The 24,635-nt window shown below is 61.6% G+C and carries 24 protein-coding genes; 8 read left to right on the top strand and 16 right to left on the bottom strand.

The window, feature by feature from the left end; genetic code table 11:
• Positions 1–2: 2 nt before the first annotated feature.
• The 3 genes from RE4_RS01450 to kynB are packed head-to-tail and all read right to left on the bottom strand — an operon-like array spanning position 3 to position 3,467.
• A complete protein-coding gene (locus RE4_RS01450) occupies positions 3–1,436 on the bottom strand; it encodes an amino acid permease (RefSeq protein ID WP_019745676.1) in 1,434 nt (477 codons plus the stop codon).
• 52 nt (positions 1,437–1,488) lie between these two features.
• Entirely contained in the window at positions 1,489–2,754 is a 1,266-nt protein-coding gene (gene kynU / locus RE4_RS01445; RefSeq protein ID WP_046379442.1) for a kynureninase, read from the bottom strand.
• On the bottom strand, positions 2,751–3,467 hold the full coding sequence (gene kynB / locus RE4_RS01440; protein WP_019745678.1) for an arylformamidase: 717 nt from the start codon (positions 3,465–3,467) through the stop codon (positions 2,751–2,753). Before kynB ends, kynU begins: the two co-directional genes overlap by 4 nt.
• A gap of 137 nt (positions 3,468–3,604) precedes the next feature.
• On the opposite strand from kynB, the gene RE4_RS01435 reads away from it, so the two are divergent.
• Positions 3,605–4,096 carry an Lrp/AsnC family transcriptional regulator gene (locus RE4_RS01435; protein ID WP_019745679.1) on the top strand — a complete coding sequence of 164 codons (492 nt, stop codon included), beginning with the start codon at positions 3,605–3,607 and terminating at the stop codon, positions 4,094–4,096.
• A gap of 194 nt (positions 4,097–4,290) precedes the next feature.
• Here RE4_RS01435 and RE4_RS01430 read toward each other — a convergent pair whose 3' ends face one another.
• Together RE4_RS01430 and RE4_RS31500 are read right to left on the bottom strand one after the other, a co-directional pair.
• Complete coding sequence (locus RE4_RS01430) at positions 4,291–4,788, bottom strand: hypothetical protein (RefSeq protein ID WP_020971070.1); 498 nt, start codon at positions 4,786–4,788, stop codon at positions 4,291–4,293.
• A 521-nt stretch (positions 4,789–5,309) separates the two neighbouring features.
• Positions 5,310–5,444 (bottom strand): hypothetical protein, encoded by a 135-nt coding sequence (locus RE4_RS31500; RefSeq protein ID WP_019745682.1) that lies wholly within the window; start codon positions 5,442–5,444, stop codon positions 5,310–5,312.
• A 742-nt stretch (positions 5,445–6,186) separates the two neighbouring features.
• On the opposite strand from RE4_RS31500, the gene RE4_RS01425 reads away from it, so the two are divergent.
• Positions 6,187–7,179, top strand: coding sequence for a phosphotransferase enzyme family protein (locus RE4_RS01425; protein ID WP_060937853.1), 993 nt, complete (start codon positions 6,187–6,189; stop codon positions 7,177–7,179).
• Between the two features lie 49 nt (positions 7,180–7,228).
• On the opposite strand, the gene RE4_RS01420 is transcribed toward RE4_RS01425, so the two are convergent.
• The 5 genes from RE4_RS01420 to RE4_RS01400 form a co-directional block, all read right to left on the bottom strand.
• Positions 7,229–7,855 carry an MBL fold metallo-hydrolase gene (locus RE4_RS01420; RefSeq protein WP_060937852.1) on the bottom strand — a complete coding sequence of 209 codons (627 nt, stop codon included), beginning with the start codon at positions 7,853–7,855 and terminating at the stop codon, positions 7,229–7,231.
• Positions 7,852–8,940, bottom strand: coding sequence for an S-(hydroxymethyl)mycothiol dehydrogenase (locus RE4_RS01415; RefSeq protein ID WP_003943254.1), 1,089 nt, complete (start codon positions 8,938–8,940; stop codon positions 7,852–7,854). The genes RE4_RS01420 and RE4_RS01415 overlap by 4 nt, the downstream gene beginning before the upstream one ends.
• Positions 8,941–9,088: 148 nt before the next feature.
• Positions 9,089–10,351, bottom strand: a complete 1,263-nt coding sequence (locus RE4_RS01410; protein WP_019745685.1) for a helix-turn-helix transcriptional regulator — start codon at positions 10,349–10,351, stop codon at positions 9,089–9,091.
• A 22-nt stretch (positions 10,352–10,373) separates the two neighbouring features.
• Positions 10,374–11,543 carry a glycoside hydrolase family 183 protein gene (locus RE4_RS01405; protein WP_019745686.1) on the bottom strand — a complete coding sequence of 390 codons (1,170 nt, stop codon included), beginning with the start codon at positions 11,541–11,543 and terminating at the stop codon, positions 10,374–10,376.
• A gap of 119 nt (positions 11,544–11,662) precedes the next feature.
• Complete coding sequence (locus RE4_RS01400) at positions 11,663–12,367, bottom strand: type 1 glutamine amidotransferase (protein ID WP_029256465.1); 705 nt, start codon at positions 12,365–12,367, stop codon at positions 11,663–11,665.
• Positions 12,368–12,497: 130 nt separating this feature from the next.
• Here RE4_RS01400 and RE4_RS01395 point away from each other — a divergent pair, with 130 nt between their 5' ends.
• From RE4_RS01395 to RE4_RS01370, 6 genes are all read left to right on the top strand, one after another.
• Entirely contained in the window at positions 12,498–13,001 is a 504-nt protein-coding gene (locus RE4_RS01395; protein ID WP_021345800.1) for a PASTA domain-containing protein, read from the top strand.
• Between the two features lie 129 nt (positions 13,002–13,130).
• Positions 13,131–13,907: a cysteate racemase gene (gene cuyB, locus RE4_RS01390; protein WP_232253260.1), complete on the top strand. Its 777-nt coding sequence runs from the start codon at positions 13,131–13,133 to the stop codon at positions 13,905–13,907.
• A 36-nt stretch (positions 13,908–13,943) separates the two neighbouring features.
• Positions 13,944–14,627, top strand: coding sequence for a GntR family transcriptional regulator (locus RE4_RS01385; protein WP_019745689.1), 684 nt, complete (start codon positions 13,944–13,946; stop codon positions 14,625–14,627).
• 62 nt (positions 14,628–14,689) lie between these two features.
• Positions 14,690–15,067: an ArsR/SmtB family transcription factor gene (locus RE4_RS01380; RefSeq protein ID WP_060937851.1), complete on the top strand. Its 378-nt coding sequence runs from the start codon at positions 14,690–14,692 to the stop codon at positions 15,065–15,067.
• On the top strand, positions 15,064–15,660 hold the full coding sequence (locus RE4_RS01375; RefSeq protein ID WP_020909424.1) for an SRPBCC domain-containing protein: 597 nt from the start codon (positions 15,064–15,066) through the stop codon (positions 15,658–15,660). The genes RE4_RS01380 and RE4_RS01375 overlap by 4 nt, the downstream gene beginning before the upstream one ends.
• A 133-nt stretch (positions 15,661–15,793) precedes the next feature.
• Positions 15,794–17,833 carry a YhgE/Pip domain-containing protein gene (locus tag RE4_RS01370; RefSeq protein WP_020971076.1) on the top strand — a complete coding sequence of 680 codons (2,040 nt, stop codon included), beginning with the start codon at positions 15,794–15,796 and terminating at the stop codon, positions 17,831–17,833.
• A 38-nt stretch (positions 17,834–17,871) separates the two neighbouring features.
• Here the strand turns inward: RE4_RS01370 and RE4_RS01365 are convergent, their stop codons facing one another.
• The 6 genes from RE4_RS01365 to RE4_RS01340 form a co-directional block, all read right to left on the bottom strand.
• On the bottom strand, positions 17,872–19,071 hold the full coding sequence (locus tag RE4_RS01365; protein ID WP_019745693.1) for a glycoside hydrolase family 183 protein: 1,200 nt from the start codon (positions 19,069–19,071) through the stop codon (positions 17,872–17,874).
• A 173-nt stretch (positions 19,072–19,244) separates the two neighbouring features.
• Positions 19,245–20,030 carry a RhlG family 3-oxoacyl-ACP reductase gene (locus RE4_RS01360; RefSeq protein WP_020909426.1) on the bottom strand — a complete coding sequence of 262 codons (786 nt, stop codon included), beginning with the start codon at positions 20,028–20,030 and terminating at the stop codon, positions 19,245–19,247.
• On the bottom strand, positions 20,027–21,226 hold the full coding sequence (locus tag RE4_RS01355) for an acetyl-CoA C-acyltransferase (protein WP_020971078.1): 1,200 nt from the start codon (positions 21,224–21,226) through the stop codon (positions 20,027–20,029). Before RE4_RS01355 ends, RE4_RS01360 begins: the two co-directional genes overlap by 4 nt.
• A 79-nt stretch (positions 21,227–21,305) precedes the next feature.
• Entirely contained in the window at positions 21,306–22,289 is a 984-nt protein-coding gene (locus tag RE4_RS01350) for an NADPH:quinone oxidoreductase family protein (protein WP_060937850.1), read from the bottom strand.
• Between the two features lie 31 nt (positions 22,290–22,320).
• Positions 22,321–23,418: an acyl-CoA dehydrogenase family protein gene (locus RE4_RS01345; protein WP_020909428.1), complete on the bottom strand. Its 1,098-nt coding sequence runs from the start codon at positions 23,416–23,418 to the stop codon at positions 22,321–22,323.
• Positions 23,415–24,608, bottom strand: a complete 1,194-nt coding sequence (locus RE4_RS01340) for an acyl-CoA dehydrogenase family protein (protein ID WP_003943047.1) — start codon at positions 24,606–24,608, stop codon at positions 23,415–23,417. The genes RE4_RS01345 and RE4_RS01340 overlap by 4 nt, the downstream gene beginning before the upstream one ends.
• Positions 24,609–24,635: the final 27 nt, after the last annotated feature.

Genomic DNA, 24,635 nt, shown 5'->3' with positions numbered 1-24,635 from the left:
AGTCAGGGAACCCGCTTGACCACCGTGCCGGTGATCTCGTCCTGAACCTGTTCAGCCGTTACCGCTCGACTCTGCGCCCGACGTGATCGGGTGAAGTAGTAGATGCCGATCACGGCAAGAACAAACGGCACCCCGAACACCAAGGTCATCTTGAAATCCTCGACCCACAATGTCGTGACGAGGATCGCGACCATGAGGACACCACCCAGTATCGTCCCCACCGGGAAGAACGGAATCGTGAACGAGAGGGTTCGTCCTTCGCTTGCCATCCGCTTGCGAAAGAACCAGTGCGTCACGAAGATCAGCAGCCACGTCGCCATCGCTCCGAACATCGACAACGAGATCATCAACGTGAATGCCTGCTCGGGAAAGAGAACGTAGACGATGGTCGCGACGGCGATGCCCGACGTCGACAGCAGCAAGGCGTTGACCGGCGAGCCGTTGGCCCTGACCTTGCCGAGAACGGCCGGCGCGTCACCAGCACGCGAGAGCGAGAACATCATTCGCGAAGACACGTACAACTGACTGTTCATCGCGGACAGCGCGGCAATGATCACCACGAAGTTCAGCACACTGTCTGCGCCCGGAATCTTCACGACCTGCATTACCGTGACGAAAGGGCTTCCGCCGCTCAAGATCTTGTCCATCGGAGCAATTGCCAGAATCAAAGCAAGGGTTGCGATGTAGAAGACGAACAGCCGGACGATCGTCACACGGAACGCCTTCTTCACCGCCACCGCGGGGTTTTCCGCCTCACCGGCCGCAATGGCGATCATCTCGATGCTCAAGTAGCTGAAGATCGATACGATCACGGCAAACCACATGCCGGACAAACCATTCGGAAAGAATCCGCCACCGGCCGTGTAGTTGTGGAATCCATAGTCCGGGTTCCCGCTACCGAACACGACGTACGCTGCCATCACGATGAATGCCACGATCGCGAAGACCTTGATCGTCGAGAACCAGTACTCCATCGTTCCGAAGGCCTTGACGTTGAACATGTTCACGCCGATCAGCACTCCGGAGAACAACACGATCCACAGCCACGACGGTACGTCGGCGAACCAGAACTGCATGTATTCACCGATCGCGGTGACCTCGGTACCGACCGCGAGGACGATGCAAGACCAGTAGAGATAGCGAACGAGGAAGCCGATCAACGGTCCGACGTAGAACTCTGCGTACGCACCGAACGAACCTGATGTCGCATGTGCGACGGTCATTTCGGCGAGGGCACCCATCAGCAGCAGGGCGATCAACCCGCCGATCGCGTAACTGATGATGACGCTCGGGCCGGCAAATCCGATGGCGAACTTACTGCCGAGGAAGAGTCCGGTGCCGATTGCACCGCCGAGCGCGATCATGCTCATCTGCTTGGGGCCGAGTTCGCGTTTGAGACCTGATTCTCGCTGCTGAATGTTTTTGAAATCACTCATGAAAGCTCCTTGCGAAAGGCGGTACCTCCCGGTCCGCGGAAACTTGGAAGAATCAGGTGACTGCGTCGCGCTCGCGGAATTCGGGGCGATCCCAGGACTTGTTCTCGAGGATGTCTCGCAACACGTCGACGGCGTTCCACACGTCGGCGTATCCGAGATAGAGCGGAGTGATACCGAACCTCAGCACTCCTGGTTCGCGGTAGTCGCCGATGACGCCCCGCGCGATGAGAGCCTTCATGATGGAATAGCCCTCGGGATGAACAAAACTCACGTGCGAGCCACGACGCTCGTGCGCGCGCGGCGTGATCAACTCCAAACCGTAGGCAGCGCAACGCTCCTCGACGAGGTTGATGAAGAGATCGGCCAGCGCGAGCGACTTGCTGCGGATGTCGGCCATGTCAGCTTTGAGCATGACGTCGAGACCACACTCGACGAGTGACAACGACGTGATTGGTTGAGTACCACTCAGAAACCGTCGTATTCCTGCGCCCGGTTCGTAGGCCGACTCCATCGCGAACGGTCGCGCGTGCCCCCACCACCCGGACAGCGGCTGGATTCCGGTGTTCTGATGGCGACGGTTGACCCAGATGAATGCAGGTGAACCTGGACCACCATTGAGGTACTTGTACGTACACCCGACCGCGAAGTCGGCGTCGGCGCCGCTCAGATCGACAGTGACGGCGCCGGCCGAGTGTGCGAGATCCCAGATCATGAGGGCGCCACGTTCCTGCACTGCTGCAGTGACTTCCGTCATCGCATACAGGTTTCCGGTGCGGTAGTTGACGTGCGAGAACATCACTACGGCGGTGTCTGGTCCTACTGCTTCGGTGAGGTCGCCCGGTTGGTCGATCAGGCGTAGTTCGTATCCCTGATCGAGCAGCGAGATGATGCCCTCCGCAATGTAGAGGTCAGTGGGGAAATTGTCGCGCTCGGAGACGATCACCTTCCGGCTGGGATCCTGAGCAGCCGCGATGGACAGTGCGGAGGCCAATGCCTTGAACAGGTTGATCGACGTCGAATCCGTCACTACCACTTCGCCTTCACCTGCTCCCAGCAACGGGGCGAGTTTGTCACCGAGGCGGACCGGGAGGTCGAACCATCCAGCCTCGTTCCAACTGCGAACCAAGCCGTTGCCCCACTCGTCGCCGATTACTCTCGCGGCGCATTCCTGTGCGGCAATGGGACGCGCGCCGAGCGAGTTTCCGTCGAAGTAGAGAACGCCCTCCGGAATCGCGAACTCGCGGCGGAACTCCCTCAGGGGATCCACTGCGTCGGCCTTGACGCAGTCATCCAACGAAAGGGTGGTTGTCGATGTCATGACGATTCTTCTCCTGCATGTGTCGGCGTTGAAAGTGATGAAGGCAGAGTCCGGAGCACGGCGCGTACCGGGCTGGCATCGAGGTCGAGGAACTTCAGCGGCAGTGCGATCAACTCGTAGTAGCCTTCGTCGACCTCGTCGAGGCACAGTCCTTCGAGGATCGCGACGCCACGATCGCTTGCCGCGTGGTGCCCGTCCATGGTCTTGCTGTCCATCGGATCGAACGAGGCGCCGTCGATTCCGATCAGAACTCCACCGCGGTCGGCGAACCAGTGGGTCAGCTCCGGAGAAACGCCGGCGAAGTCGTTGTCCCACTCGCGCGGGTACTTCGGGTAAGTCCTCAGAATCAGCCGCTGCGGCAGATGGCCGCCGAGTCGCTCCACCGTCTCTTCGACGGGCCTGATGCATGCGGCACCGTCGACGCCCGTCATGTCGACCACCAGTGCTTCGCCGAGATAGGGCTCGAGGGGAACAGAACCGATGGGCGCACCGCCGATGCGGGTGTGCGCCGGCGCATCGGCGTGAGCACCGATATGAGGAGTGGTGGTGATTCGGTTGATCGTGACGGCGTCACTGTCGCCGAGGTCTGACGTAACAGCGCGGGTGAAGGCGGTATCGCCTGGCCACACGGGCGTCGATTCGGAGATCGGCGGGCTGATGTCGATCAACCGCGCCCCCGAATCGCCCGTGTGTCGGCCGATCCTCGGAACCATCCGGACCCCTTCGTCGCAACAGTCGACTGTGTCGATCTCGACCGTTTGATAATTCGATGTGTTTGGCAAAAGCTAGAATCATCGACGGGCGCGGTCAATAGTTGCTGAATATTTTCGCAACGGCAGGGAGAAATCGGATGATTAATGCGATCGAACGGGCGGCAGCCGCGGCTCGGCCGAATCATGTTCGGCTCGACGACGTCGATACGGCGATTCTCCGCGAACTCGTCCGGGATGCACGCATCCCCAACAATGCACTCGCCGAGAAGGTCGGGATAGCGCCGTCGACCGCTCTGGCGCGGATGCGTGCGCTACGCGAATCGGGCGTCATCAAGGGGTTTCACGCAGACATAGACCTCGAGCTACTCGGCCTCGAGATCTCGGCGATGGTGTCGATTCTGATTCACTCCCACGCCAGGAGCCGGATGACGGAAATTGCCGAGCACCTGAGCGGACTGGATTCCGTTCAGCGAGTGTTCCTGATGAGTGGGGACCGTGATCTCCTGGTGCACGTCTCGTGTGAATCTCCCACTCGGCTTCGCGATTTCGTCAGCGCGCACCTCAACGATCCGGCCATCGCCAATACCCAGACCAACTTGATCTTCAGCGAACTGCGGCAGGGTGACTGAACCGCAGGGCACAGCAATCATCGTCGATCGATCGCACCAGTCGTCTGGCTGCCGTTCGATCATGTGAGCACAAGTGAAACGGGGTGGGTGCATTGGATTGCACCCACCCCATCCTTGAACTACCTCGTCAGCCGACAGTCAGACCTCACGTGCGGACTCAAGATGTCGCTCGGTCAAATCAGTCGACGGATTATCTACGAGGCAACGAAATTAAAGTGGTACGCCGAGTTGGAACTGAGCGATCCGTACTGATGCGCTGCAAAAATGATCGTTCCGATGTTCGTAGTCCCGAAAACTGCTGCACTCTTCCACGGATTGTTGGTGATGGTGGTGAACGGTGACGGCGGGGTGCCGGCAGTGAGCTTGACCGTGGCTCCGCCCAGTACATCAGCCTTCATCGTATTCGGAGCCTGGATACAGTAACGCCCCGCTGAATCGGTGGTCGCGGTATACGTCGTGGAGGGTGCCGTGCTAATCACGCCGGAGATTACGACCCCGGAGACACCTTGTGCGGCCGCCGGTGGTGCGGCGTTGTACTCCAACCCCGCACCGCTGTAAACATTGCCACACAGCTGGTAATCAGCGGTAGGTACGGCCTCGACCGCGGGAGCGGCAGAAGCGGTTCCTGCGAACGCGAGGGCAGCGGCGGACGCAAGAACACCCGCACCAATTCCGACTCTCTTAAATCCCATGACTGTGAACACCTTTCGTAGACGAAACGCGAACGAATCGCTATTCGAATCTTCTGTCCACTGTGCGGCTCGGAAACCTCCTGTTTGCACGCCATTCAGAGCGCAGGGAAGACACATGGTTCATGCAGCTGTGGCGATGATCTGAGTTTCCCCGTCTTGGGCACTCGGCAGTTCGACGCTCCGGCCGTGAACTGAACTAACCGTCGTGCTACATACACTATATGCACTTTTTGTTACGCTTGTCGGCGATTTAGACATTCTCAAAAATGTTGCACAACATCACTTTTCGAGATCCTTCGTTGCCACTAGGGCGCAGGATGTGGTCCCGCCAGCCACACAGGCAGTCAGATAGCGAAGACGCTCATGCAACACTTCCTCGGCACAATCACCAGTGTTCGATTGCACGAAGAGAGGTGGGCGCACCACGTGCGCCCACCTCATCAATCAACTTCAGAAAACACTTGTGCCGAAACATCTTTCGAGCTACGAGATTGGTGAATTCGTCCACCAATCAAGTGGCGTCACCTGCCGGCGCTGAGCGACTCTGCGCTGGACCAGCCCGCACCTTCGGCGGAAGCAGTGCTGAGGCCGAACAATACAACCCCAACGAAACTCGACATGAGATTGACCATCCCTGCCCAGTAGTCTGACGACATCTTTGTACTCCTTCTCAGGATAGAGAGATCAGAAATGCGGTGAGGTATTCAGAGAGAGCAGGCCACACCATTGCAGCAAGCCCCAAAGAATCACTCATAATTGGCTGAAGCGACATGCCTTACCTTCCCCTCAGAAGCCCATCGAAAGTTCGAGTGGACGTTGAATCAACATGAAAAACAATGTCGGCAGCATCTGGGCAACTGTCTCGCCCAACGATGACGTCGCCTCTGCGACGGATTCCATACCGCTCACCCTTCGTTCGAATAGTCGTTGGTAGACATCGTGTTCAAAATGTCTATTGAGCCCCCAAGAATGGGTGCCACCCCGGTAATCAGGGTCCTCAGTGCAGCCAGAAGGTCAGCTGACATCGTGCGCTCCTACCTCTCGTTCCGCGACACGCGCCATTCGCCGTGTCAGATTCTCAGCTCGCAGCAACATGAGCCTGTGTCGATTGCACCGCACCACGACGCCCGAAGTTCACAGGCTTCATGGAATCAAGTCTTCGTCAAAACCTGATTCCACTTTCCGTTCGTCACCGCAGAGCCACACTAGAACAGATATCAGTTTTTTTGAGGCAGACCGACTACAGTCACAAAAGATCATTCGAAAGTGCCAGCCAAACTAGTGTTAAAGTATGATCTGCCAGGCTCTTTCGTCGAACCCCAAACTTATTCGTTAGCCAGGAATGGCAAAGCACGACACGTTACTCAGATATCCTCCACCGCACTAGAGTCGGACAGCATGTTGCCACTCGGGTTGTCCATGCTCTGGGAGTCGGTGGAGCCGGAAGCCGCTCTGGAGGAGCGATTCGGATTCAACAGCTTTGGCGCAGCCACCCATTGGGTCTCGGCGGTACTCGAGCAGACTTGGGGATTGACGGCCCTCGAGTGCTCGCGAATGGCGATCAGTGACCAGAACGCGATTGTGTGGGTTGCGAGCGACCGAGGTGGGCTGGTGGTGAAGTGGTCGCGCGCCACAGAGCGCTTCGAGAACCTGGAGGCGTCGACGCGCCTGCTGAGCGCACTCGCCGCGCAGGGCGTGCCCGTTCCGTCGCCGATCACGTCCCTGAACGGATTGGACCGGGAAACACTGCTGGTCCGGGAAACACTGCTGGCCTGGGAAACACTGGAAGGTCCTTCGTGCGCAGTGTCGTTCACCGTACTGCCGGAGTTGGCGGGAGATTGGTTGGACGTGCAGGACCACGCGGCGGTCCGTTCGGCAGGAGCATGTCTGGCAGAAATACACCGAACGCTCGGCGCCACCCATGTCGACGGATCGGTTTTCTCGTCGCGCAGCACCGGGTTGAAGGAGCGCATCGGTGGTTGGCTCGAGAATTTCGACCGCGGGTTCGCGCCTGAGGCAACGCGTAGGCTCGTGGACCTCCTTGCGCGGGTGCCCGAGCTCGATGACCAAACACAACTGGTACACAACGACTTCCGTGCAGCCAACATCTTGACTCGAAACTCTCAGACCACCGGAGTACTCGACTTCGACGACGTGGTGATCGACCACCGGGTGAGCGACCTGGCCAAGGCAAGCGTCTATCTGGGCACCCTGTTCACCGATTGGCGACCGACACCGATCGCGGTACGGCAGAGCCTGCGCGCCGGCTACGAATCTGTACGTCCCCTCAGCCGATCCGAGACAGAATGGTTCGAGATCCTCGAACTGTGGCACGGCCTGATGGCAATCCCGGGTGAGAACGACACCGCCGGTTGGGCATCAGCGTTGTGACAAAAGTGGGGACGCCGGTACCGGCGTCCCCACTTCACTTCTGATCACATCAGGATCCGGCGCGGATCCATTCTTCGAGATGCGGCGCCTCGGTACCGATCGTCGTGCCGTCACCGTGACCGGTGTGAACCTTGGTCTCGGCAGGTAAGGCAAACAGCTTGTCGCGAATGGACCCGATGATGGTCGGGAAGTCTGAGTACGACCGCCCCGTTGCGCCGGGTCCACCGGAGAACAAGGTGTCGCCGCTGAACAGTTCGCCGGCCTCCGGCAGGTAGAGGCAGGTCGACCCCGGGGAATGGCCCGGTGTGTGGACGGCCAGAATATCCGTGCCCGCCACAGCAATACGCTGATCATCTTCCAAGCTCAGATGCTTCACCCCGGGGTGAGTCATCTCCCAGAGGACATCGTCGGCCGGGTTCAGGTAGATCGGAGCGTCGAGCTTCTCGGCCAGCTCCGGCGCAACCGTGACGTGATCGTTGTGACCGTGGGTGCAGACGATTCCGATCACCTTGCGTCCGCCGACAGCGTCGATGATCGGCTGCGCGGTGTGAGCTGCGTCGACGATCACCACTTCGTTGTCGTCACCGATCAGCCAGATGTTGTTGTCGACGTCCCACGTTCCGCCGTCGAGGCTGAACGTGCCCGAGGTGACGACACGATCGACACGCAATGTCACAGGACCACCACCGAACGGAGGACCTCGCCGCGGTGCATCGTCTCGAATGCCTTCTCCACCTCGTCGAGCTTGATGCGCTCGCTGACGAACTTCTCGAGCGGCAGACGCCCCTGCTGGTACAGGTCGACCAGAACGGGGAAGTCACGCTCGGGCAGGCAGTCGCCGTACCACGACGACTTGAGGGCTCCGCCGCGCGAGAAGAAGTCCACCAGCGGCATTTCCAGCTGCATGTCCGGCGTCGGAACTCCCACCAGCACTACGGTTCCCGCGAGGTCGCGGGCGTAGAACGCCTGCTTCCAGGTCTCCGGGCGACCGACTGCGTCGACAACCACGTCGGCACCGAAACCTCCGGTCAGCTCCTGGACTGCCTCGACGACGTCGTCGACCTCGGTGGCATTGATCGTGTGCGTGGCACCAAGTTCCGTGGCCCACTCCAGCTTTCGCGGATCCCGGTCGATGGCGATGATGGTATTGGCACCGGCCAGGCGTGAACCCATGATCGCTGCGTCGCCGACGCCGCCACACCCGATGACGGCCACTGAATCACCGCGTCCGACGTTGCCGGTGTTCATCGCGGCACCCATGCCGGCCATGACACCGCAACCGAGCAGTCCGACCACGGCCGGATCGGCCGAGGCGTCGACCTTGGTGCACTGGCCTTCGTGAACCAGCGTCTTGTCTGCGAATGCGCCGATGCCGAGTGCCGGCGTCAGTTCGGTGCCGTCTTCGAGCGTCATCTTCTGCTCGGCGTTGAACGTGTCGAAGCAGTACTGCGGGCGGCCACGCTTACACGCACGACACTGCCCGCAGACGGCACGCCAGTTGAGGACGACGAAGTCGCCCACCTCGACGTGAGTGACACCGGGGCCGACGCTCTCGACGATGCCCGACGCCTCGTGCCCGAGCAGGAACGGGTACTCGTCGTTGATTCCGCCGTCGCGGTAGGTCAGGTCGGTGTGGCACACACCGCACGCTGCAATGGCGACCACTACCTCGTTGGCACCGGGATCGGGAATCGTGATGGGGACGATTTCGACGGGGGCACCCTTGGATCGGGCGATGACGCCGCGTACCTGCTGTGGCATGGCTTTGCTCCTGGCTTCGTGCGATTGAGGACGTGTCGTCACATGGCGCCGTGTTTTCACATTGCGATATGTGCACTCGTTGAAAGGTTAGCCCGAAGCAGGTGCCCGCAACCCTGGCCGAACTGACTGACCTACCTGGCCGAAAGGACTAGGGTGCAGGCTTCACGCCGGCCTCCGCGCCCGCGGCGGCCGCCGCACCCCGACTCTCGACGCCCAATTTCCGCAGGACCCCGGCAACATGAAACTTGACTGTGCTCTCGCTGACGCCGAGGCGCTCCGAGATCGCCTTGTTGCGCCGTCCGGCCACCAGATGCTCGAGTACCTCGAACTCCCGCGGAGCCAGTTCGGTGAGGACGTCGCGGTTCGGTAGGGCGACGGGGGCGTCGAGCGGGATGGTTGCGCTGATCCGATTCCCCCACCCGGGCGTCGACTCGGATTCGACGGTTCCGCCCAAAGTCTCTACCCTCGAACGTAATTGGCGTTCAACGTCAACCACGTCGGCTTCGCCGCCGCCGTCGTCGCGAATGTCGATCGAGAGTGAAGCCGCGTCGAGCGTCCAGGCCACCCGGATACGCGAGAGCATCTGCTGATCCGACAAGGCCAAGACCGCGCCGCGGACGACCGCGCGGGCGCCGTGCGCCACTTCACCTGGTAACCCACGCCCGTCGACGGGTGGCTCCACCAACTCCAACGCGATTTCCCGATGCTTGAGCAGCGAACGCAATTCCCCACGCATCCGTGCAAAAGCCGTGGTGGTCGACTCTTCGGCCAACTCGCGGTGCACGTCGACGGCTGAACGCAGGCCGATCAGAGCCGAGGCCGCAGTCTCCCTGGCCGAGGTTCGCGCACGTGTGTCGTCGAGATCCGCCGAGCGCAGCGTCGCCAGCATCGTCTCGAGGGTGGCCGCATGCACCTCCGTCATCTCCGCCACGGTGCGTGCACGCTCCGACGACGCTGCCCGTGACTCGGCGAGATATGCCGGGCTCGCGTTCCGGACCTGGAGCTGAATTCCGGTTGCAGTCACTGCGAACAGTGCCTGGATCAATTCGAGGGATGCTGTCTTCACCGGTACGGGGTGCGGTGTCAAAACGAGAAGCGTATCGGTTCGATCAAGCATCGCAAGCACTTCACGGTCCCGGCCGGCGACAGCGCATTTTCCCCGAAAGATCTGTCCGACAGTGAGATCCGTACGGATACGGTCGAGTTCGGCGATGGTCACACGATCGACGACGGCTGGATCCCCGGCGACCTTGCGCGGCCTACCGGTGCATTCACGGGTGAAGATCACCAGGGAAGTGTGCGGCGCCATGTCCGCGATCAACGTCGAAAATCGTCGGCCGATTTCGGGTAGTGGTCCCACCAACACGTCTCGAAGGGCGGTGATCAGTAGCGCATTGTCGGTGGTGCTCACCGTTCAACGATAACCATCCGGTTCACTGGTGCAGCGTGGTCTTCATGAGCATCACGTTGTAGTCGGACCAGGTGGTGGCGAGAAAGTAGAGGTCCTGCCCCTGTGACCAGGGGTGCATGTACGCGCCGTAGAGTCCCGGAACCTCGTCGGTGCCGATCACTACGTCGGGCGCACTCCACGGGCCGGTCAGGTCCGACGCCGTCCGCAGCACCAGCGCTCCCCACTCGTTGGAGTACATCGCGACGAACTTGCCGAGATAGTCGTTGTACTGCACCGACAGTTCGCTGACATCCCCGTCGAGAACTACTGCAGCGGCAGCGGGATTGTTGGGGACCCATGCTTTTCCGTCCCAGTATTCGTACGCCGCGACGTCCGCGATGGAGGCTTCCTTGACCCGCGAGAGGCGCCCCTCGCCGAAACGTCCCGCGGGGGTACCGAAGTTGTAGACGTAACCACCGTCTTTGACGAAGGAACCCATCTGGAAGTTGTCGTTACCCGTCAACGGCAGATTGGGCCGGGACGAGGCCGGTTCGACCTGCCAGGTCTCACCGTTGTCGTGCGAGGACGCGATCTGCGAGAAGTTGGTGACCCACTCGCCCGACCCTCCCCACGAACGAATCGACATGTAGTTGACGTACTGAACGCCGCCAACCGAGATACCCGTCGTCGGAATGCTGCTGGTTTCGACGCCGGTGACTTTCAGACTTCCGATGATCTCGCGTGAGTGATTCGGCCGGTCGGTCGGTGAGGAGTCGATGTTCATGCCGTCGGACAGATTTCCGTCCGAGCTACGGAACAGGACGTTGCTGCGCCAGTCACCGACCACCCCGGAACACAGGGGGTCAGATCCGATGCCGACGGTGTCGCCGAAGGCTGTCAGGACCTGACCTGCGCCGTTGTCCCACATGATGCCGAGATCCGTGCCGAGAACGTTGAAACGCTCGACGGTTTGGTTGGGGCTGAGCGCGCCGGTGATGTACTCGACCGCCGAGGTGCGGCCCTGCAATTCCGGAAGTTTCCCGTCCGTTCCGTTGAGCCAGGGAATCGGATTGGTCGGCCCACCTGATTGATCCAAGCTGCCGGTGACGTTGCAATCCCACGGGGATGCATGAGCCTGGGTCGCCCCCAAGACCGCGGTCGACGCGAGTACACACGTCACTGCAGCTGTCGATATCTTCCGTATCCGGCGCATCGCTCCCCTTTCGCGGGGGAGATCCGGACTCTACGAGGTGTCTTGCTCGACCGGATCGGTTCATCCACCCACGACAACACAAGGTAACAGGTAAATCAGTCAATCAGGACAAAACGGCCTTATTCAACAGAGATCGATTTCAACCACTTCTCCATCACCGCTGCGGCAATCTCGAGCCCCTGAGACTCGGCAGCACTCAACTGATGCATGAAGATGCGCGGACCGTCCGCTCCCAGTGAAGCATGCAGCGAGTCGCGGTACTCGGCCAGTTCCATCCATTCGCGCGCCACCTCGGAGGACGCTTCGAGGTGAAACTGAACGGCGTAACTCTGCTTGTATCGGAAGAGTTGATTCGGATACTTGGCAGAACCAGCGAGCCGCACCGCGCCGTTCGGAATGTCGAAGGTATCCGAATGCCATTGCATTGCAGGAAATGTGGAGGGCAGATCTCCCCACACGGGATCTTGCCGGCCCTCGACAGTCAAGGTGATCTCCTCAACTCCGACTTCGGGCACAGCGCCCGTGTAGACGCGAGCACCCAGCGCCGCGGCGAGCAACTGCGAACCCAGACACACTCCCCACACCGGGACATCGTTCTCGACCAGATCGCGAATGTATTCGATCTCGGATGCCAACCACTCGACCTCGCCCTGATCGCCGACGCCCATCGGCCCGCCCATCACGATCACGGCGTCGAACCGTCGATGGTCGGGAAGCGGGTCGGTTCCCAGAAGAACGGTCTGCACATCTCCGTAGCTCTCCAGGACAGGCGAATACGCCGCTGGGGGTTCACACTGCGCGTGTCGTAGTTCCAGAAAATGCATTAGGCAATTCCTCTCGAATCCGGTGCCGAAAGCCTATGGTTCTATTCGACATAAGGCACATCGACGGCGTCGGATGTGCTCTGACTCGAATCTCCCCTTTTCATCGCCCCTTTACCGACAAGGAACGTCTGTGCGCGCACCACAACTCTTTTCGACATCGATTCGCCCGTCCTCAACTGCCGTTCGCATCGGACTCAGCGCATTCGCCTTGGCGTCACTTGCCGCATGCTCAGGAACAAGCACCGACAGCGAGGCCGAATCAACATCCACCGCGACCACCACTGCAACCTCGACAACTCAACCCACGACGACTCAGGCTCCATTGACCACCTCGGTGGCCGGTCCGACGAATACTCCACTGGCCACCACCCCAGTCACCGCAGAAGTGACGCCCCCTGCAACTCCTGCGATCATGCCCAACGTCGTGTGCATGAATCTTCAAGACGCGCAGGACACCATTCAGTCGGCCGGAGTCTTCTTCTCCAGAAGTGCTGACGCAACTGGCGCGGGTCGACGCCAACTGGTCGATTCCAACTGGATTGTTGTCGATCAGACACCTTCTGCCGGAAGCCCTTTCGGTGAAATCGAAGCCGTGCTCTCAGCCGTCAAGATCGGCGAACCCACCCCCTGCTGATCGAGCGAGATCTCGAACTTCGCAATTCTGGGAACGCCGCGCCCTACTTGACAACTACCTTCAACCTCCTTCACTGTAGTCAACATTACGAGTATCCAATATATTGGATGCGAAAGGTTGGATTGCAACATGAAGGTGCAACGAATACGGCAGCGCGCCAACTCTCCGGCGGGCATGAGCGAACCCGTCATCGGAATACTCGGAGGCATGGGGCCGGCCGCTACTGCGGACTTCTACTCCAAACTCGTTGCCCTGACGCCAGGTTCGACGGATCAGGAGCACCCCAAAGTTGTCATCTGGGCCGATCCCACGGTTCCCGACCGGACATTGGCACTCACCGAGGACGGCCCGGACCCCACCCCCTGGCTGCTCCGAGGTGCGCGCGTCCTCCGAGAGTCGGGCGCAACGACGCTCGCCATCCCATGCAATACCGCCCACGCCTTCCTGCCCGCCATCTCATCCCAACTGGGACTTCCCGTCGTCCACATGATCGACGAAGTTGCTCGGCACATCCGGACGCTCTCACCCGCCGTCACATCCGTCGGACTGTTGGCCACCACGGGGACGGTCCGCACCGGGTTGTATCAACAATGGCTGTCGGAATACTCGATTGACGTCCTGGTGCCAGGACCTGCGATCCAGGACGAACTGGTGATGCCGGCGATCCGAGCAATCAAGAGTGGCAACGTCGGAGACGAGACCACCGACAAACTCGTCAGGGCCGCTGATCTTCTCGTCGAATCGGGCGCGCAGGTCGTCGTGGCCGGATGCACCGAGATTCCGCTCGGACTGCCCGCCGACGCCACAACCTGTCAGATCATCGATCCGGCAACAATTCTCGCCCGCGCGCTGCTCCTACGCGTTGCGGATGCCCGGAAACACGCGTCGTTGGCCGACCTGGGCTGACCTGCGACAAGCAACGTGCAGAGTACGATATCCAGTATGTTGCGTGGCGGTAAACCGGTTGAGCGAGCACGAATGAGCGACATCGCTCTCGAACGCATTCGCGAAGCGATCGTCACCGGTGAACTGGCGCCGGGCTCGAAGATCAAGGACAGCGAACTCGCCGAGTATCTGGGATTGAGCAGAACTCCGGTCCGCGAAGCGCTCGCAAGGCTGGTCGACACCGGACTCGTGGAAGCGAAGCCCGGTGCGTACACGCGCATCACCACCCTCGACCGCGGCGACGTCGAGGCAACACTCGCAGTCATCGAAGCTCTCGACCAACTGGCCGTCGTCACCGCTGTACCGAACCTCACCGACGAGATGATCGGGGCGATGCGCTCCGCCAACAAAGACTTCGCCGCTGCCGTCAAGCGAAACGACATAGGCCGAGCGCTGACCGCGGACGATCGCCTACACAGCGTCATCATCGACGCTGCGGCAAATCCGCTGTTGAAGAAGCTGATTCACCAGGTTCACCCACAAATTCACCGCATCTACTACCGCAAGTTCTCGAGCCTTCTCGGCAGCCAGGACTCCGTCGACCATCACAACAAGCTGATCGAGCTGTGCGCAGACCACGATGCCGAGGCGGCAGCAACACTGTCGGCCGAACATCGACGCCATCTCGGCGGGCTGATCGGTGAACTCTTCGACGCCGACGAGTTCGCGCTCTCGGACTGACCGACGCCCGAATACAAGTTTCGGCGCTTGCCTATATTGGCCATTGCCGATATAAATGACTGGTGCATGCGTTCGACGTTCTCGGAGACCCAGTTCGGCGAAGAATCATGGAACTCCTGTCCAGCGGCGAGCGCTCGGCGGGTCAGATCGCCGAAGTCGTGGCAGCGGAGTTCGGAATCTCGCAACCGACCGCGTCCGGGCACCTGCGAGTGCTCCGAGAAAACGGATTCGCCACCGTCCGCAGCGAAGGCACCAGGCGTCTCTATGCCGTCGAGCCCGCGCCATTGCAAGAAGTGGACCAATGGCTCGACGGATTCCGGCAGTTCTGGAGCGGCCCTCTCGACGCATTGGCCACAGAACTCGCACGAGGGAAACGACGCGGCTCCGAGCGGAGCAGATCTTCACAATCGAATATTTCCGACGAAGGAGACTCACAATGACCGAGATCGCGAACCAGGACACCAGCCTCACGGCGGTAGAGCGGAGCATGGGCAACCGCGACATCGCAGAAGGTGCGGCTCGAACTGCCGTACTCAAGCGCCGCTACAACGCGTCGGTCGACGACGTCTGGGACGCCATCACGACCCCTGACCGCATCAACCGTTTCTTCCTTCCGGTGAGCGGAGACTTCCAGGTGGGCGGCTCGTACGCCTTCGAAGGCCAGGCAAGTGGCGAGATCCTGGCCTGCGACGCCCCACACCTGCTGCGACTGCAGTGGACACCGCCCGGCGATCGCGGATACAGCGATCAGGTCGAGATCCGGCTGACTGCAGACGGCCCCGACGCCACCTGGCTCGAGTTGGAGCACGCCTCCGTCGCCGATGTCTTCCGCAACGACCCGGACACCGGCTGCTACGGCGTCGGAACCGGCTGGGAAGGCCCACTTCACTACCTGGGCGAATACTTGCGCGGCACTCTCCCCGATGCGCCGAGCACCGAGTGGTACACCTTCGACGAAGCAGAGGAGCTTCGTCTGGCCAACTTCCGCGGGTGGGAGTGGGCAAAGATCGAGGCAGAGCACGGCGGCCGATAACGCCCAATTCTTCGAAAACGGTCACAGGATGGCCGTTTGCTTTGTATCGTGACCGAGCTGGACGTATGTCCAGCAGTTTTGGTGGCTTTCTTTCGTGCCACAACTGCTTCGGTCCACGAGAAGAGAGCTCCACATGGCGCCACAACCCGTAGTCGACAACGCGGCCACGACGCGACGCACGCACATCATCCGGACAGTTCTCGCTGTCCTCGTCATCGCACCGCTGTCGATTGCGGCGTTCTACATGTGGGCACTGTGGGATCCGGGCGACACGGTCAACCGCTTGCCCGTCGCCATCGTCAACGCCGATGCCGGCACAGAACTCGACGGAACACGTCTGCAAGCCGGCGATGAAGTTGTTGCCGCGCTCGTCGAGAGCGGAGACGTTGCATGGAAGGTCGTCTCGGAACAGGAAGCCGCCGACGGCGTCAACGACGGCACCTACTACTTCTCGGTCGTCATTCCCAAGACTTTCAGCGCAGACGTGGCCAGTGCCGCATCGGGTTCGGGCCGCAAGGCCGAACTCGACGTCTTGTACAACGATTACAACAGTCTGGTCGCCGGCCCGGTCGGTGAAAGCATCATCGCTCAGGTGCGCTCGGCGGTCTCCGAGTCGATCGGCGAGCAGTCCATCGACCAGGTGCTGGTCGGGTTGGGTGAACTCGGAACAGGATTCGGTGAAGCAGCCGCTGGCGCGCAACAACTCTCCGACGGATCCTCCGAGGCACTCGCCGGAACCAACGAGCTCTACGCCGGAAGCAAGGAACTCGCCACCGGCATGGGTGAAGCGAATCAAGGCGGCAAGGAGCTGGCCGCCGGAGCCGGCGAGCTGGCTGCTGGAGCGAACGAAGCTGCTGCAGGCTCGGGCGAGCTGAGCAGCGGACTCAACCAGTTGGTCGGGGGAACCGACGAACTCGGCGCAGGCGCCCGTCAGATCAGCGAAGTGGTCGACATGGTCACCACCCCGGTACTCGACCTCGCGGGGTCCTCGGACGCCGTCGTCGGTCAGATCGACGCCCTCACGTCGATGCTTCGAAACTCGGCCGATCCGGTCTCCGCCGGACTCGTCGAAGCCCTGGGTGGACTGCGGGCTTCCCTGACTGCACAACCGTCGGACGACGACGTGATCGGTCAGCTCGGCCAGCTTCGCGACGGTGCGCGGGAGATCTCGCGCCAACTCACCGATCCGAGCAGCGACTACCGTGGCGGGCTTCTTGCCGCGGCGGCCGGTGCAGGTGAACTCAACACGGGACTAGGCCAACTGTCCGACGGCGCAGGCCAACTCGCTACCGGCGCACAGGAACTCTCCACCGGCCTCGGGCAGTTGGACACCGGAAGTATTGCGCTCCGTGACGGTCTCGGGCAGCTATCGGCCGGCGTCGGCGAGCTCGACGCGGGCAGCGCAGAACTCGCCACCGGTTTGTCCGACGGCGCCGCCCAGGTGCCGCAGTTCTCGGACGACGAACGCGCCACCACAGCCAATCTGCTCTCGTCCCCGGTTGCCGTCGACGCGCGGAACAACTATCCCGCAGCCGGTTTCGGACCGGGAGCCGTCCCTGCCGTAATCTCGGTGGCACTGTTCCTGTGCGGAATTCTCACGTGGTTCGTCGTCCGTCCACGACGCGGACGTTCACTGAACTCGCACACCAGCGTGGTGCGTGAGGGGCTGCGCCGCTACCGCATTCCCGCCCTGGTCACCTTGGTCGCGGCGCTCGTGTTGTCGGTGGTGTCACTGACCGTGGCAAACGTCGAACCACCTAGTGTTCTGGCGATGATCGCAGTGATGATCCTGGTGGGTGCCGCCGCGGTCAGCTCGGGCAGGCTCTTCACCGTTGTGTTCGGAGCCGTCAACGGAACCTTCATCGCTTTGGGCGCCTTGATGATTCAGATCTTCGCCTTCGGCGCGGTGTACCCCATCGAACAGATGCCGACGGTTCTGCAGTGGCTGCACGCCCTGATGCCACTCACGTGGGCGCGCAACGCCATGCGCATGGTCCTTGTCGGATACTACGGCCCGAAATTCTGGGTGGCGGTAATCGCTCTGGCTGCCTTGGTGATCGGAGCCGTCCTGTTCACCATCTGGTGGCGCCGCCGACAAGAACCGCCGACCGACGCCGATGACGACGCGCCGATCACCGAGGAGATCGTGTACCTCCAACCAACGCAAATGTAACTCGGCGCAAACCTGAGTCAGCGCAAACGTGAGTCGGATCAGCGAACGAGCGTCGTACGCATCAACATGACGTTGTAGTCGGCCCACGTGGTGGCAAGGAAGTACAGATCCGAACCACTGGACCACGGGTGGATGTATGCAGCGTAGATACCGGGAACCTCGACCAGATTGACCAATGTTTCCGGTGCCGTCCACGGACCGACCGGACTGGGAGCGGTTCGCATCACGATCGAACTGAACGCGTCGGCGTACATCGCCACGAACTTGCCGAGGAACTCGTTGTACTGAACGGAGATCTCCCCGATGCGGCCGCCCATGACGGGTACGGCCGCAGCGGGATCAGCTCGGATCCAGCCGTTTCCGTTCCAGTACTCGTAGGCGGAAAGATCGAGGATCGCCCCCTCGGGCACGCGAGAAAGTCGAACCTCGCCGGATCGTCCCGCGGGGGTTCCGTAGTTGTAGACGAACCCGCCGTCCTTCACCATCGAGCTCATCTGAAAGTTCTCGCTACCGGCGACGGGGGCGACACCCGCGGGAAGAACCCCACCGATATTGGGGCGCAGCGTCTCCGGACGCATGGTCCACGTCTCGCCGTTGTCCGAGGAGGTGGCAATCTGTGAGTAGTTTGTACTCCACTGCCCGGCCTCGCCCCAGTTGCGCACCGACATGTAGCTCAGATACTGCACACCGTTCACTGCTATGCCGCTCGTGGGGATACTGGAAGCCTCGACGCCCGGAATCTTCAGACCGGAGATGATCTCACGCGCCTGACCGGTACCGTCCTTCGGCGCGCTGTCGATGCGCATCCCGTCGGCGAGTACCCGATCCGAGCTGCGGAAGAGCACATTACTTCGCCACTCGCCCACCAAACCGTCGCAGGTGGGGTTACGACTGAGCCCGGTGGTATCGCCGAAAGCGGTCAGAATCTGCCCCGCACCGTTGTCCCACATGATGCCCAGGTCGGTTCCCAGGACATTGAAGCGATCAACCGTCTTGTTGGGACTGTATGTGCCGGTGATCTTTTCGATCGCGGTAGTACGACCGGACAGACCTGGCAACCCTCCGGTGTTGCCGTTGAGCCACGGCGCCGCATTGGCCGGACCTCCACTACTACCGACGCCACTGACTCCGACGCATCCCGGCGCAGCCATCGCCGGCGAAGCCACCGCCGTGACGGCAGCAGCTGCCAGAGCAGCAACTACCCCGAACACCCCCAACGATCTCCCCGCGCGAAACATGACTCCCCCATGGCCGGGATTGTTGGTGTTGTCGTCGTCGTTCCCCCCGAACCTCGGACAATCTAGCAACTGCAGTCACAGATAACCCAATCAGACAAAGACGCGAAAAGGCCTGAAAGTCATAGTAGTTCAGACTTTCAGGCCTTTTCGGACAGAGAAGATCAGTCAGTAGGTCAGCGCGCTCCGCTCGCACCGCCGTCGAGTGGAATCACCGCGCCGGTCAGATAAGCCCCGGCACGTGAAGCCAGGAAAATGGCAAGACCTGCAGCATCCTGGGGAGTTCCGACCCTGCCCAACGGGACCGAGTCCGCCACAGCCTTTGCACTTTGCTCGTCCTCGAGGAGGAATGCCATCATCTTCGACGGGAACGGGCCCGGCGCAATGGCATTGACCGTGATCTGTTCCCCCGCAAGCGTTGCCGCGAGCTTGCGCGTCAACATGTGCACCGCAGCCTTACTGGCTCCGTACGAGAAGTTCTCCGAACCCGACACCACGAGTCCGTCGATCGATCCGATATTGATCACGCGCGCGGGATCTTCCGCAGTGGCTGCAGAACGCAACTGCGGCAACAGCTTCTGCGTCAAGAGGAAGATTGCCTTGACATTGATGTCGAAAATCTTGTCGAAGCCGGCGGCCGGAAAATCGTCGACGGGAGCTCCCCACGTGGCACCGGCGTTGTTGACCAGTACGTCGAGCGTCGGCGAAATCTCGGCGACCTTCGCAGCGAGGCTCTCGATCCCCTCGTCCGTGGACAGATCGGCCGGATGCGAAATGCAGGTGCCGAACTCCGAAAGCTCTCGCGCGGCTTCGTCACAGGCTTCGGCTTTTCGGGCCGAAATGACGACCGTCGCTCCGCCTTCGACAAATCCGCGAGCGATCATGTATCCGATGCCGCGTGATCCACCGGTGACCACAACGGTCTTGCCACTGACGTCGAACAGTCCCTCGATCAAGCTCATGCGACCTCGAAAAGCCCGGCAGCACCCATGCCGCCGCCGATGCACATGGTCACCACCACGAGCTTGGCTCCGCGCCGTTTTCCTTCCAGAAGAGCATGGCCGACCAGACGAGCACCCGTCATTCCGTACGGATGGCCGACGGAGATACCGCCGCCGTCGACGTTGTACTTCTCGGGATCGATCCCGAGCTTGTCGCGGCAGTACAGGGCCTGAGAGGCGAAGGCCTCGTTGAGTTCCCAGAGATCGATGTCGTCGACCTTCAGTCCGTGAAGATCCAGCAGACGCGGAATCGCGAACACCGGTCCGATGCCCATCTCGTCGGGAGCACAACCCGCGACAGCCATCCCACGGTAGATACCGAGAGGAGCCAACCCGCGGCGTTCCGCCTCGCCTGCCTCCATCAGCACCGAAGCGGAGGCACCGTCCGAGAGCTGAGACGAGTTGCCCGCAGTGATGGAGGAATGCGCACTGACAGTCCCGTCGGCCAGAACCGGTCGCAGACTCGACAACCCTTCCAACGTGGTGGAAGCGCGGTTGCCTTCGTCCAGGGTCAGCGTCACGGACTCGCTGCGGATCTCACCCGTCCCCTTGTCCTGCACCTGCTTGATCGAGGGCAGCGGGACGATCTCGAGATCGAACCGACCTGCGTTCTGAGCTGCTGCGGTCCGCTGCTGCGAGACGAGCGCGAACTCGTCCTGCTGCTCGCGGGTCACTCCGTAGCGTTCGGCGACGATCTCGGCCGTGTGCAGCATCGGCATGTAGATCGACGGCTTGTTTTCCTTCAGCCACGGATCAGCCGCGCGGAAGTTGTTCATGTGATCGTTCTGGACCAACGAGATCGATTCGACTCCGCCGCCGACCGCGATCTGCATTCCGTCGTCCACGATCTGCTTGGCTGCGGTCGCGATGGCCATGAGCCCGGACGAGCACTGACGATCGATCGTCATTCCGGAAACCGAGTCCGGAAGCCCGGCCCGCAGCACCGCTTGCCGTGCGACGTTGCCGCCGGAAGATCCCTGCTGCAGCGCGGCGCCGAGGATGACGTCCTCGACCTCGCCGCCCTCGAGGCCCGCGCGCTGAACTGCATGCGAAATGGCATGTGCAGCAAGCTCTTGAGCCTGAGTGTTGTTGAACGCGCCGCGGTACGCCTTACCGATCGGGGTACGGGCGGTGGAAACGATGACAGCTTGCCTCATCGGGGAAACCTTTCGTCGAACACGAAGTGCTGTGCGCCTTTATTAACCGCCGGGGGTTAATAAAGGCGCACAGCAAGAATCAGGGCTGGAACACGACGCGACCAACAGTGGTGCCGTCGCCGAGGCGACCGATACCGTCGGCAACGTCCGTCAACGACAGCCGCTCACTGATCAGTGGTTTGACCAAGCCGGCATCGGCGAGCCTGGTGAGCTCGACGTGGCAGTCGTCGATGGCCTGCTGGTTGTAGGCCTTGTACAGCCCCCAGTGCAGTCCGATGATCGAATAGTTCTTGATGAGAGCGTGATTGAGTGCCGGCTGCGGGATCGTGCCACCAGCGAAGCCGATGATGACGATCCGTCCCTCGAAGGCGATGCACTTGGTGGACTTCGCGTAGGCGTCGCCGCCGACCGGATCGAAGACCACGTCGGCGCCCTTGCCGCCAGTGAACTCCTTGACCGCTGCCACGAAGTCCTCACTGTGACGGTCTACGACGAGGTCGGCGCCGAGCTTGCGCGCGTACTCGGCCTTGTCCGGGCCGCCGACGACACCGATGACCTTGGCGCCTGCCGCCTTGCCGAGTTGCACTGCCGCACTACCGACACCACCCGCAGCAGCGTGGACCAACAACGTCTCACCCTCGAGCAGTTGGGTGCGGCGATGCAGAGCGAACCACGCTGTCTGATAGCCGATGCTCAGAGCGGATGCTTCCGCGTCGTCGAGAGCCGACGGCGCCGGGAACGTGTTGTTCTGATCCAGTACCGAGTACTCGGCGAATCCGCCGGACGGCAGACTCGGATTACCGATCACCCGGTCCCCCACTGCGAACTTGGTCACCGATTCACCGACCGAGACCACTTCACCACACAGTTCGACACCGGGTGTAAAGGGCAGTGGCGGCTTGATCTGGTACTCACCCCGGCACATGAGGACGTCGGGGAAGTTGGCCGGAGCCGCCAGCACCTTGACCAACATCTCCGTCGCATTCGAGGTGGGATCCGCGGTCTCCTCCAACGCGAGCACATCGCGGGGTTGACCGAGTTCGTTGACGCGCCAAGCCTTCACAGCAATTCTCCAGACAGATAGTGGGTGAGTTTCAGGACGAGATCGGGAGGTCGACCAACTCGGCGAGGCGTGCCCGATGCTGATACGCGGTTCCCAGCGACAGCTGATCGCTCTTCGCCCGTTTGAGGTACAGGTGCGCCGGATACTCCCACGTCATTCCGATACCACCATGAAGTTGGACGCATTCCTCCGCAGCATGAACCGCGACGCCGCTGCAGAATGCCTGGGCCACCGTCGCTGCGATCGCCGCATCGGCGTCGCCGCGTGCATAGGTGTCCGCCGCATAGCGTGCTGCCGCGCCCGAAGAGCTGACTTCGAGCCAGAGATCGGCGAGGCGGTGCTTGATCGCCTGGTACGAACCGATCGCCCGGCCGAACTGCTTGCGCTCCTTCACATACGCGAGAGTCGTTTCGAGGCACCACTGAGCTACAGCGAACTGTTCGGACGCCAGAAGTGCGCTTCCGCAGAGCAACGCTTCCTCAACCGCTTGCGCCGCATTGCCGCTGTCGACACGGACCGACGACGAACCCGAGAACTCGACGTCCGCCAATCGGCGCGTCATGTCCAGGGACAGAACCGGCGTGACGGTAGCGTCGGCGATCCGAACGGTGTGCAGCTCCAGGCCGCTCTCACCGGCAACCGGAACAACAAGAACATCGGACTCGGCGACGCCGGCAACCGTCGTGACGCTGCCGACGAGTCCACTCGCCGTTACCTTGACAGTAGGTGTGAAAGTTCCTGGTGCAGTGGACAACGGGACGACCAGAGCAGCCGTCGAATCCCCCGCTGCCAATTGACCGAGCACCTCGGTCTCGCCGGCCTTCAGCAACGCCGTCGTCGCCAGCACCGCGCTGGAGAAGAACGGAACGGGAGCGACCGCACGTCCGATCTCCTCCATCACGACCGCCGCCTCACGCGTCGACGCACCTGCCCCGCCCAGTTCCTCGGGTACCAGCAGTCCCGCCAAACCGAGTTCCGACGCCAGCGACTTCCACAGCCCGGTGAAGTCGGCGGACACGTCGTCGTACGCCGTGACCACGGTGTCGGCGCCGGCCCGCTCGCTCAGCAGTCGTCTGACGCTGGCTCGCAGATCTTGTTCGGTCTCGGAGTACAGCAGATCGGCGCTCATCGGGGTAAGTCCTTCCAGGCGATGTCCTTGTCGACGCGATGCTCGGGCGGCAACCCGAGTACACGTTCTGCGATGACGTTGCGCAGGATCTCCGACGTTCCGCCCTCGATCGAATTGCCCTTGGCTCGCAGGTACCGGTATCCGGGTTCACGCCCGGTGAAGTCGACGGAATCCGGTCGACGCAGCGTCCAGTCGTCGTAGCGCAGACCAGCTTCGCCGTGCAGCTCGAGGTCGAAACCCGAAATCTGCTGAGCCAAACCGGCAAACGCGAGCTTCATTCCCGAGCCCTCGGGGCCAGGCTGGCCGGCGGCGAGCTGCTGGCGCAGTCGCTCACCGGTCAGACGCGCAACTTCGGATTCGGTCCAGAGCCGCATCAACTCGTCGTGCATCGCCGGATTACGCAGCTCGGGCTCGTCACGCCAGGCCTGAGCGACCTTTCCGATCATGCCTCCCTCACGCGGTGCGCCCGAACCGATGGCAACACGCTCGTTGTTCAGGGTGGTGGTCGCAACCTTCCACCCCTGGCCTTCGGCTCCGAGGCGATTGGCGTCCGGAATCCTGACGTCCGTGAGGAATACCTCGTTGAATTCGGCCTCGCCGGTGATCTGACGCAGCGGCCGGACATCGACGCCCGGGTCGGTCATGTCGCAGATGAAGTAGCTCAGACCCGCATGCTTGGAACGTGACGGATCGGTCCTGGCCACGAGAATCGCCAGCTGCGCATTCTGCGCGCCCGACGTCCATACCTTCTGCCCGTTGACTATCCAGTCGTCGCCGTCGCGGACGGCGCGGGTAGCGACGGCCGCGAGGTCCGACCCTGCGCCCGGTTCACTGAACAGCTGGCAGTAGACCGTCTCCGCAGTCCACAACGGGCGCAGGAACTTCTGCTTCTGCTCCTCGGTACCGAAGGCGGCGATGGTCGGTGCCGCCATGCCGAGTCCGATGCCGTTCTTGCCGGTGGCCGGGCCGGGTGCGCCGGCGGCCTCCAGCTGAGCGTTCACCTGACGCTGAAAGCTCTGCGGTACACCGAGTCCCCCATGACCTTCGGGGAAATGAACCCACGCCAGTCCGGCGTCGAATCGTGCGCCGAGGAAATCCGACACCGACACACTGTTCGGATCGTTCTCCGCGAGAAGCGTGTTCACCTTTTCGGTGAGATCACGCGATACTGCCTCTTCGTCGAAAGCCATGCCCATTCCTTCGGTTCGAGCGGTGAG

It is taken from the genome of Rhodococcus erythropolis NBRC 15567 (assembly GCF_001552595.1).
GTDB lineage: Bacteria > Actinomycetota > Actinomycetes > Mycobacteriales > Mycobacteriaceae > Rhodococcus_F > Rhodococcus_F erythropolis.
The sequence above is the reverse complement of the archived record's forward strand: the minus strand, read 5'-3'. Positions and strand labels throughout refer to the sequence as shown.

Bases quoted from the DNA above. Each gene is read 5' to 3' on its own strand.
- RE4_RS01450 (WP_019745676.1), bottom strand. From the start codon at position 1,436: ATGAGTGATTTCAAAAACATTCAGCAGCGAGAATCAGGTCTCAAACGC.
- kynU (WP_046379442.1), bottom strand. From the start codon at position 2,754: ATGACATCGACAACCACCCTTTCGTTGGATGACTGCGTCAAGGCCGAC.
- kynB (WP_019745678.1), bottom strand. From the start codon at position 3,467: ATGGTTCCGAGGATCGGCCGACACACGGGCGATTCGGGGGCGCGGTTG.
- RE4_RS01435 (WP_019745679.1), top strand. From the start codon at position 3,605: ATGATTAATGCGATCGAACGGGCGGCAGCCGCGGCTCGGCCGAATCAT.
- RE4_RS01430 (WP_020971070.1), bottom strand. From the start codon at position 4,788: ATGGGATTTAAGAGAGTCGGAATTGGTGCGGGTGTTCTTGCGTCCGCC.
- RE4_RS31500 (WP_019745682.1), bottom strand. From the start codon at position 5,444: ATGTCGTCAGACTACTGGGCAGGGATGGTCAATCTCATGTCGAGTTTC.
- RE4_RS01425 (WP_060937853.1), top strand. From the start codon at position 6,187: ATGTTGCCACTCGGGTTGTCCATGCTCTGGGAGTCGGTGGAGCCGGAA.
- RE4_RS01415 (WP_003943254.1), bottom strand. From the start codon at position 8,940: ATGCCACAGCAGGTACGCGGCGTCATCGCCCGATCCAAGGGTGCCCCC.
- RE4_RS01405 (WP_019745686.1), bottom strand. From the start codon at position 11,543: ATGCGCCGGATACGGAAGATATCGACAGCTGCAGTGACGTGTGTACTC.
- RE4_RS01400 (WP_029256465.1), bottom strand. From the start codon at position 12,367: ATGCATTTTCTGGAACTACGACACGCGCAGTGTGAACCCCCAGCGGCG.
- cuyB (WP_232253260.1), top strand. From the start codon at position 13,131: ATGAAGGTGCAACGAATACGGCAGCGCGCCAACTCTCCGGCGGGCATG.
- RE4_RS01385 (WP_019745689.1), top strand. From the start codon at position 13,944: ATGTTGCGTGGCGGTAAACCGGTTGAGCGAGCACGAATGAGCGACATC.
- RE4_RS01375 (WP_020909424.1), top strand. From the start codon at position 15,064: ATGACCGAGATCGCGAACCAGGACACCAGCCTCACGGCGGTAGAGCGG.
- RE4_RS01370 (WP_020971076.1), top strand. From the start codon at position 15,794: ATGGCGCCACAACCCGTAGTCGACAACGCGGCCACGACGCGACGCACG.
- RE4_RS01365 (WP_019745693.1), bottom strand. From the start codon at position 19,071: ATGTTTCGCGCGGGGAGATCGTTGGGGGTGTTCGGGGTAGTTGCTGCT.
- RE4_RS01360 (WP_020909426.1), bottom strand. From the start codon at position 20,030: ATGAGCTTGATCGAGGGACTGTTCGACGTCAGTGGCAAGACCGTTGTG.
- RE4_RS01355 (WP_020971078.1), bottom strand. From the start codon at position 21,226: ATGAGGCAAGCTGTCATCGTTTCCACCGCCCGTACCCCGATCGGTAAG.
- RE4_RS01345 (WP_020909428.1), bottom strand. From the start codon at position 23,418: ATGAGCGCCGATCTGCTGTACTCCGAGACCGAACAAGATCTGCGAGCC.
- RE4_RS01340 (WP_003943047.1), bottom strand. From the start codon at position 24,608: ATGGCTTTCGACGAAGAGGCAGTATCGCGTGATCTCACCGAAAAGGTG.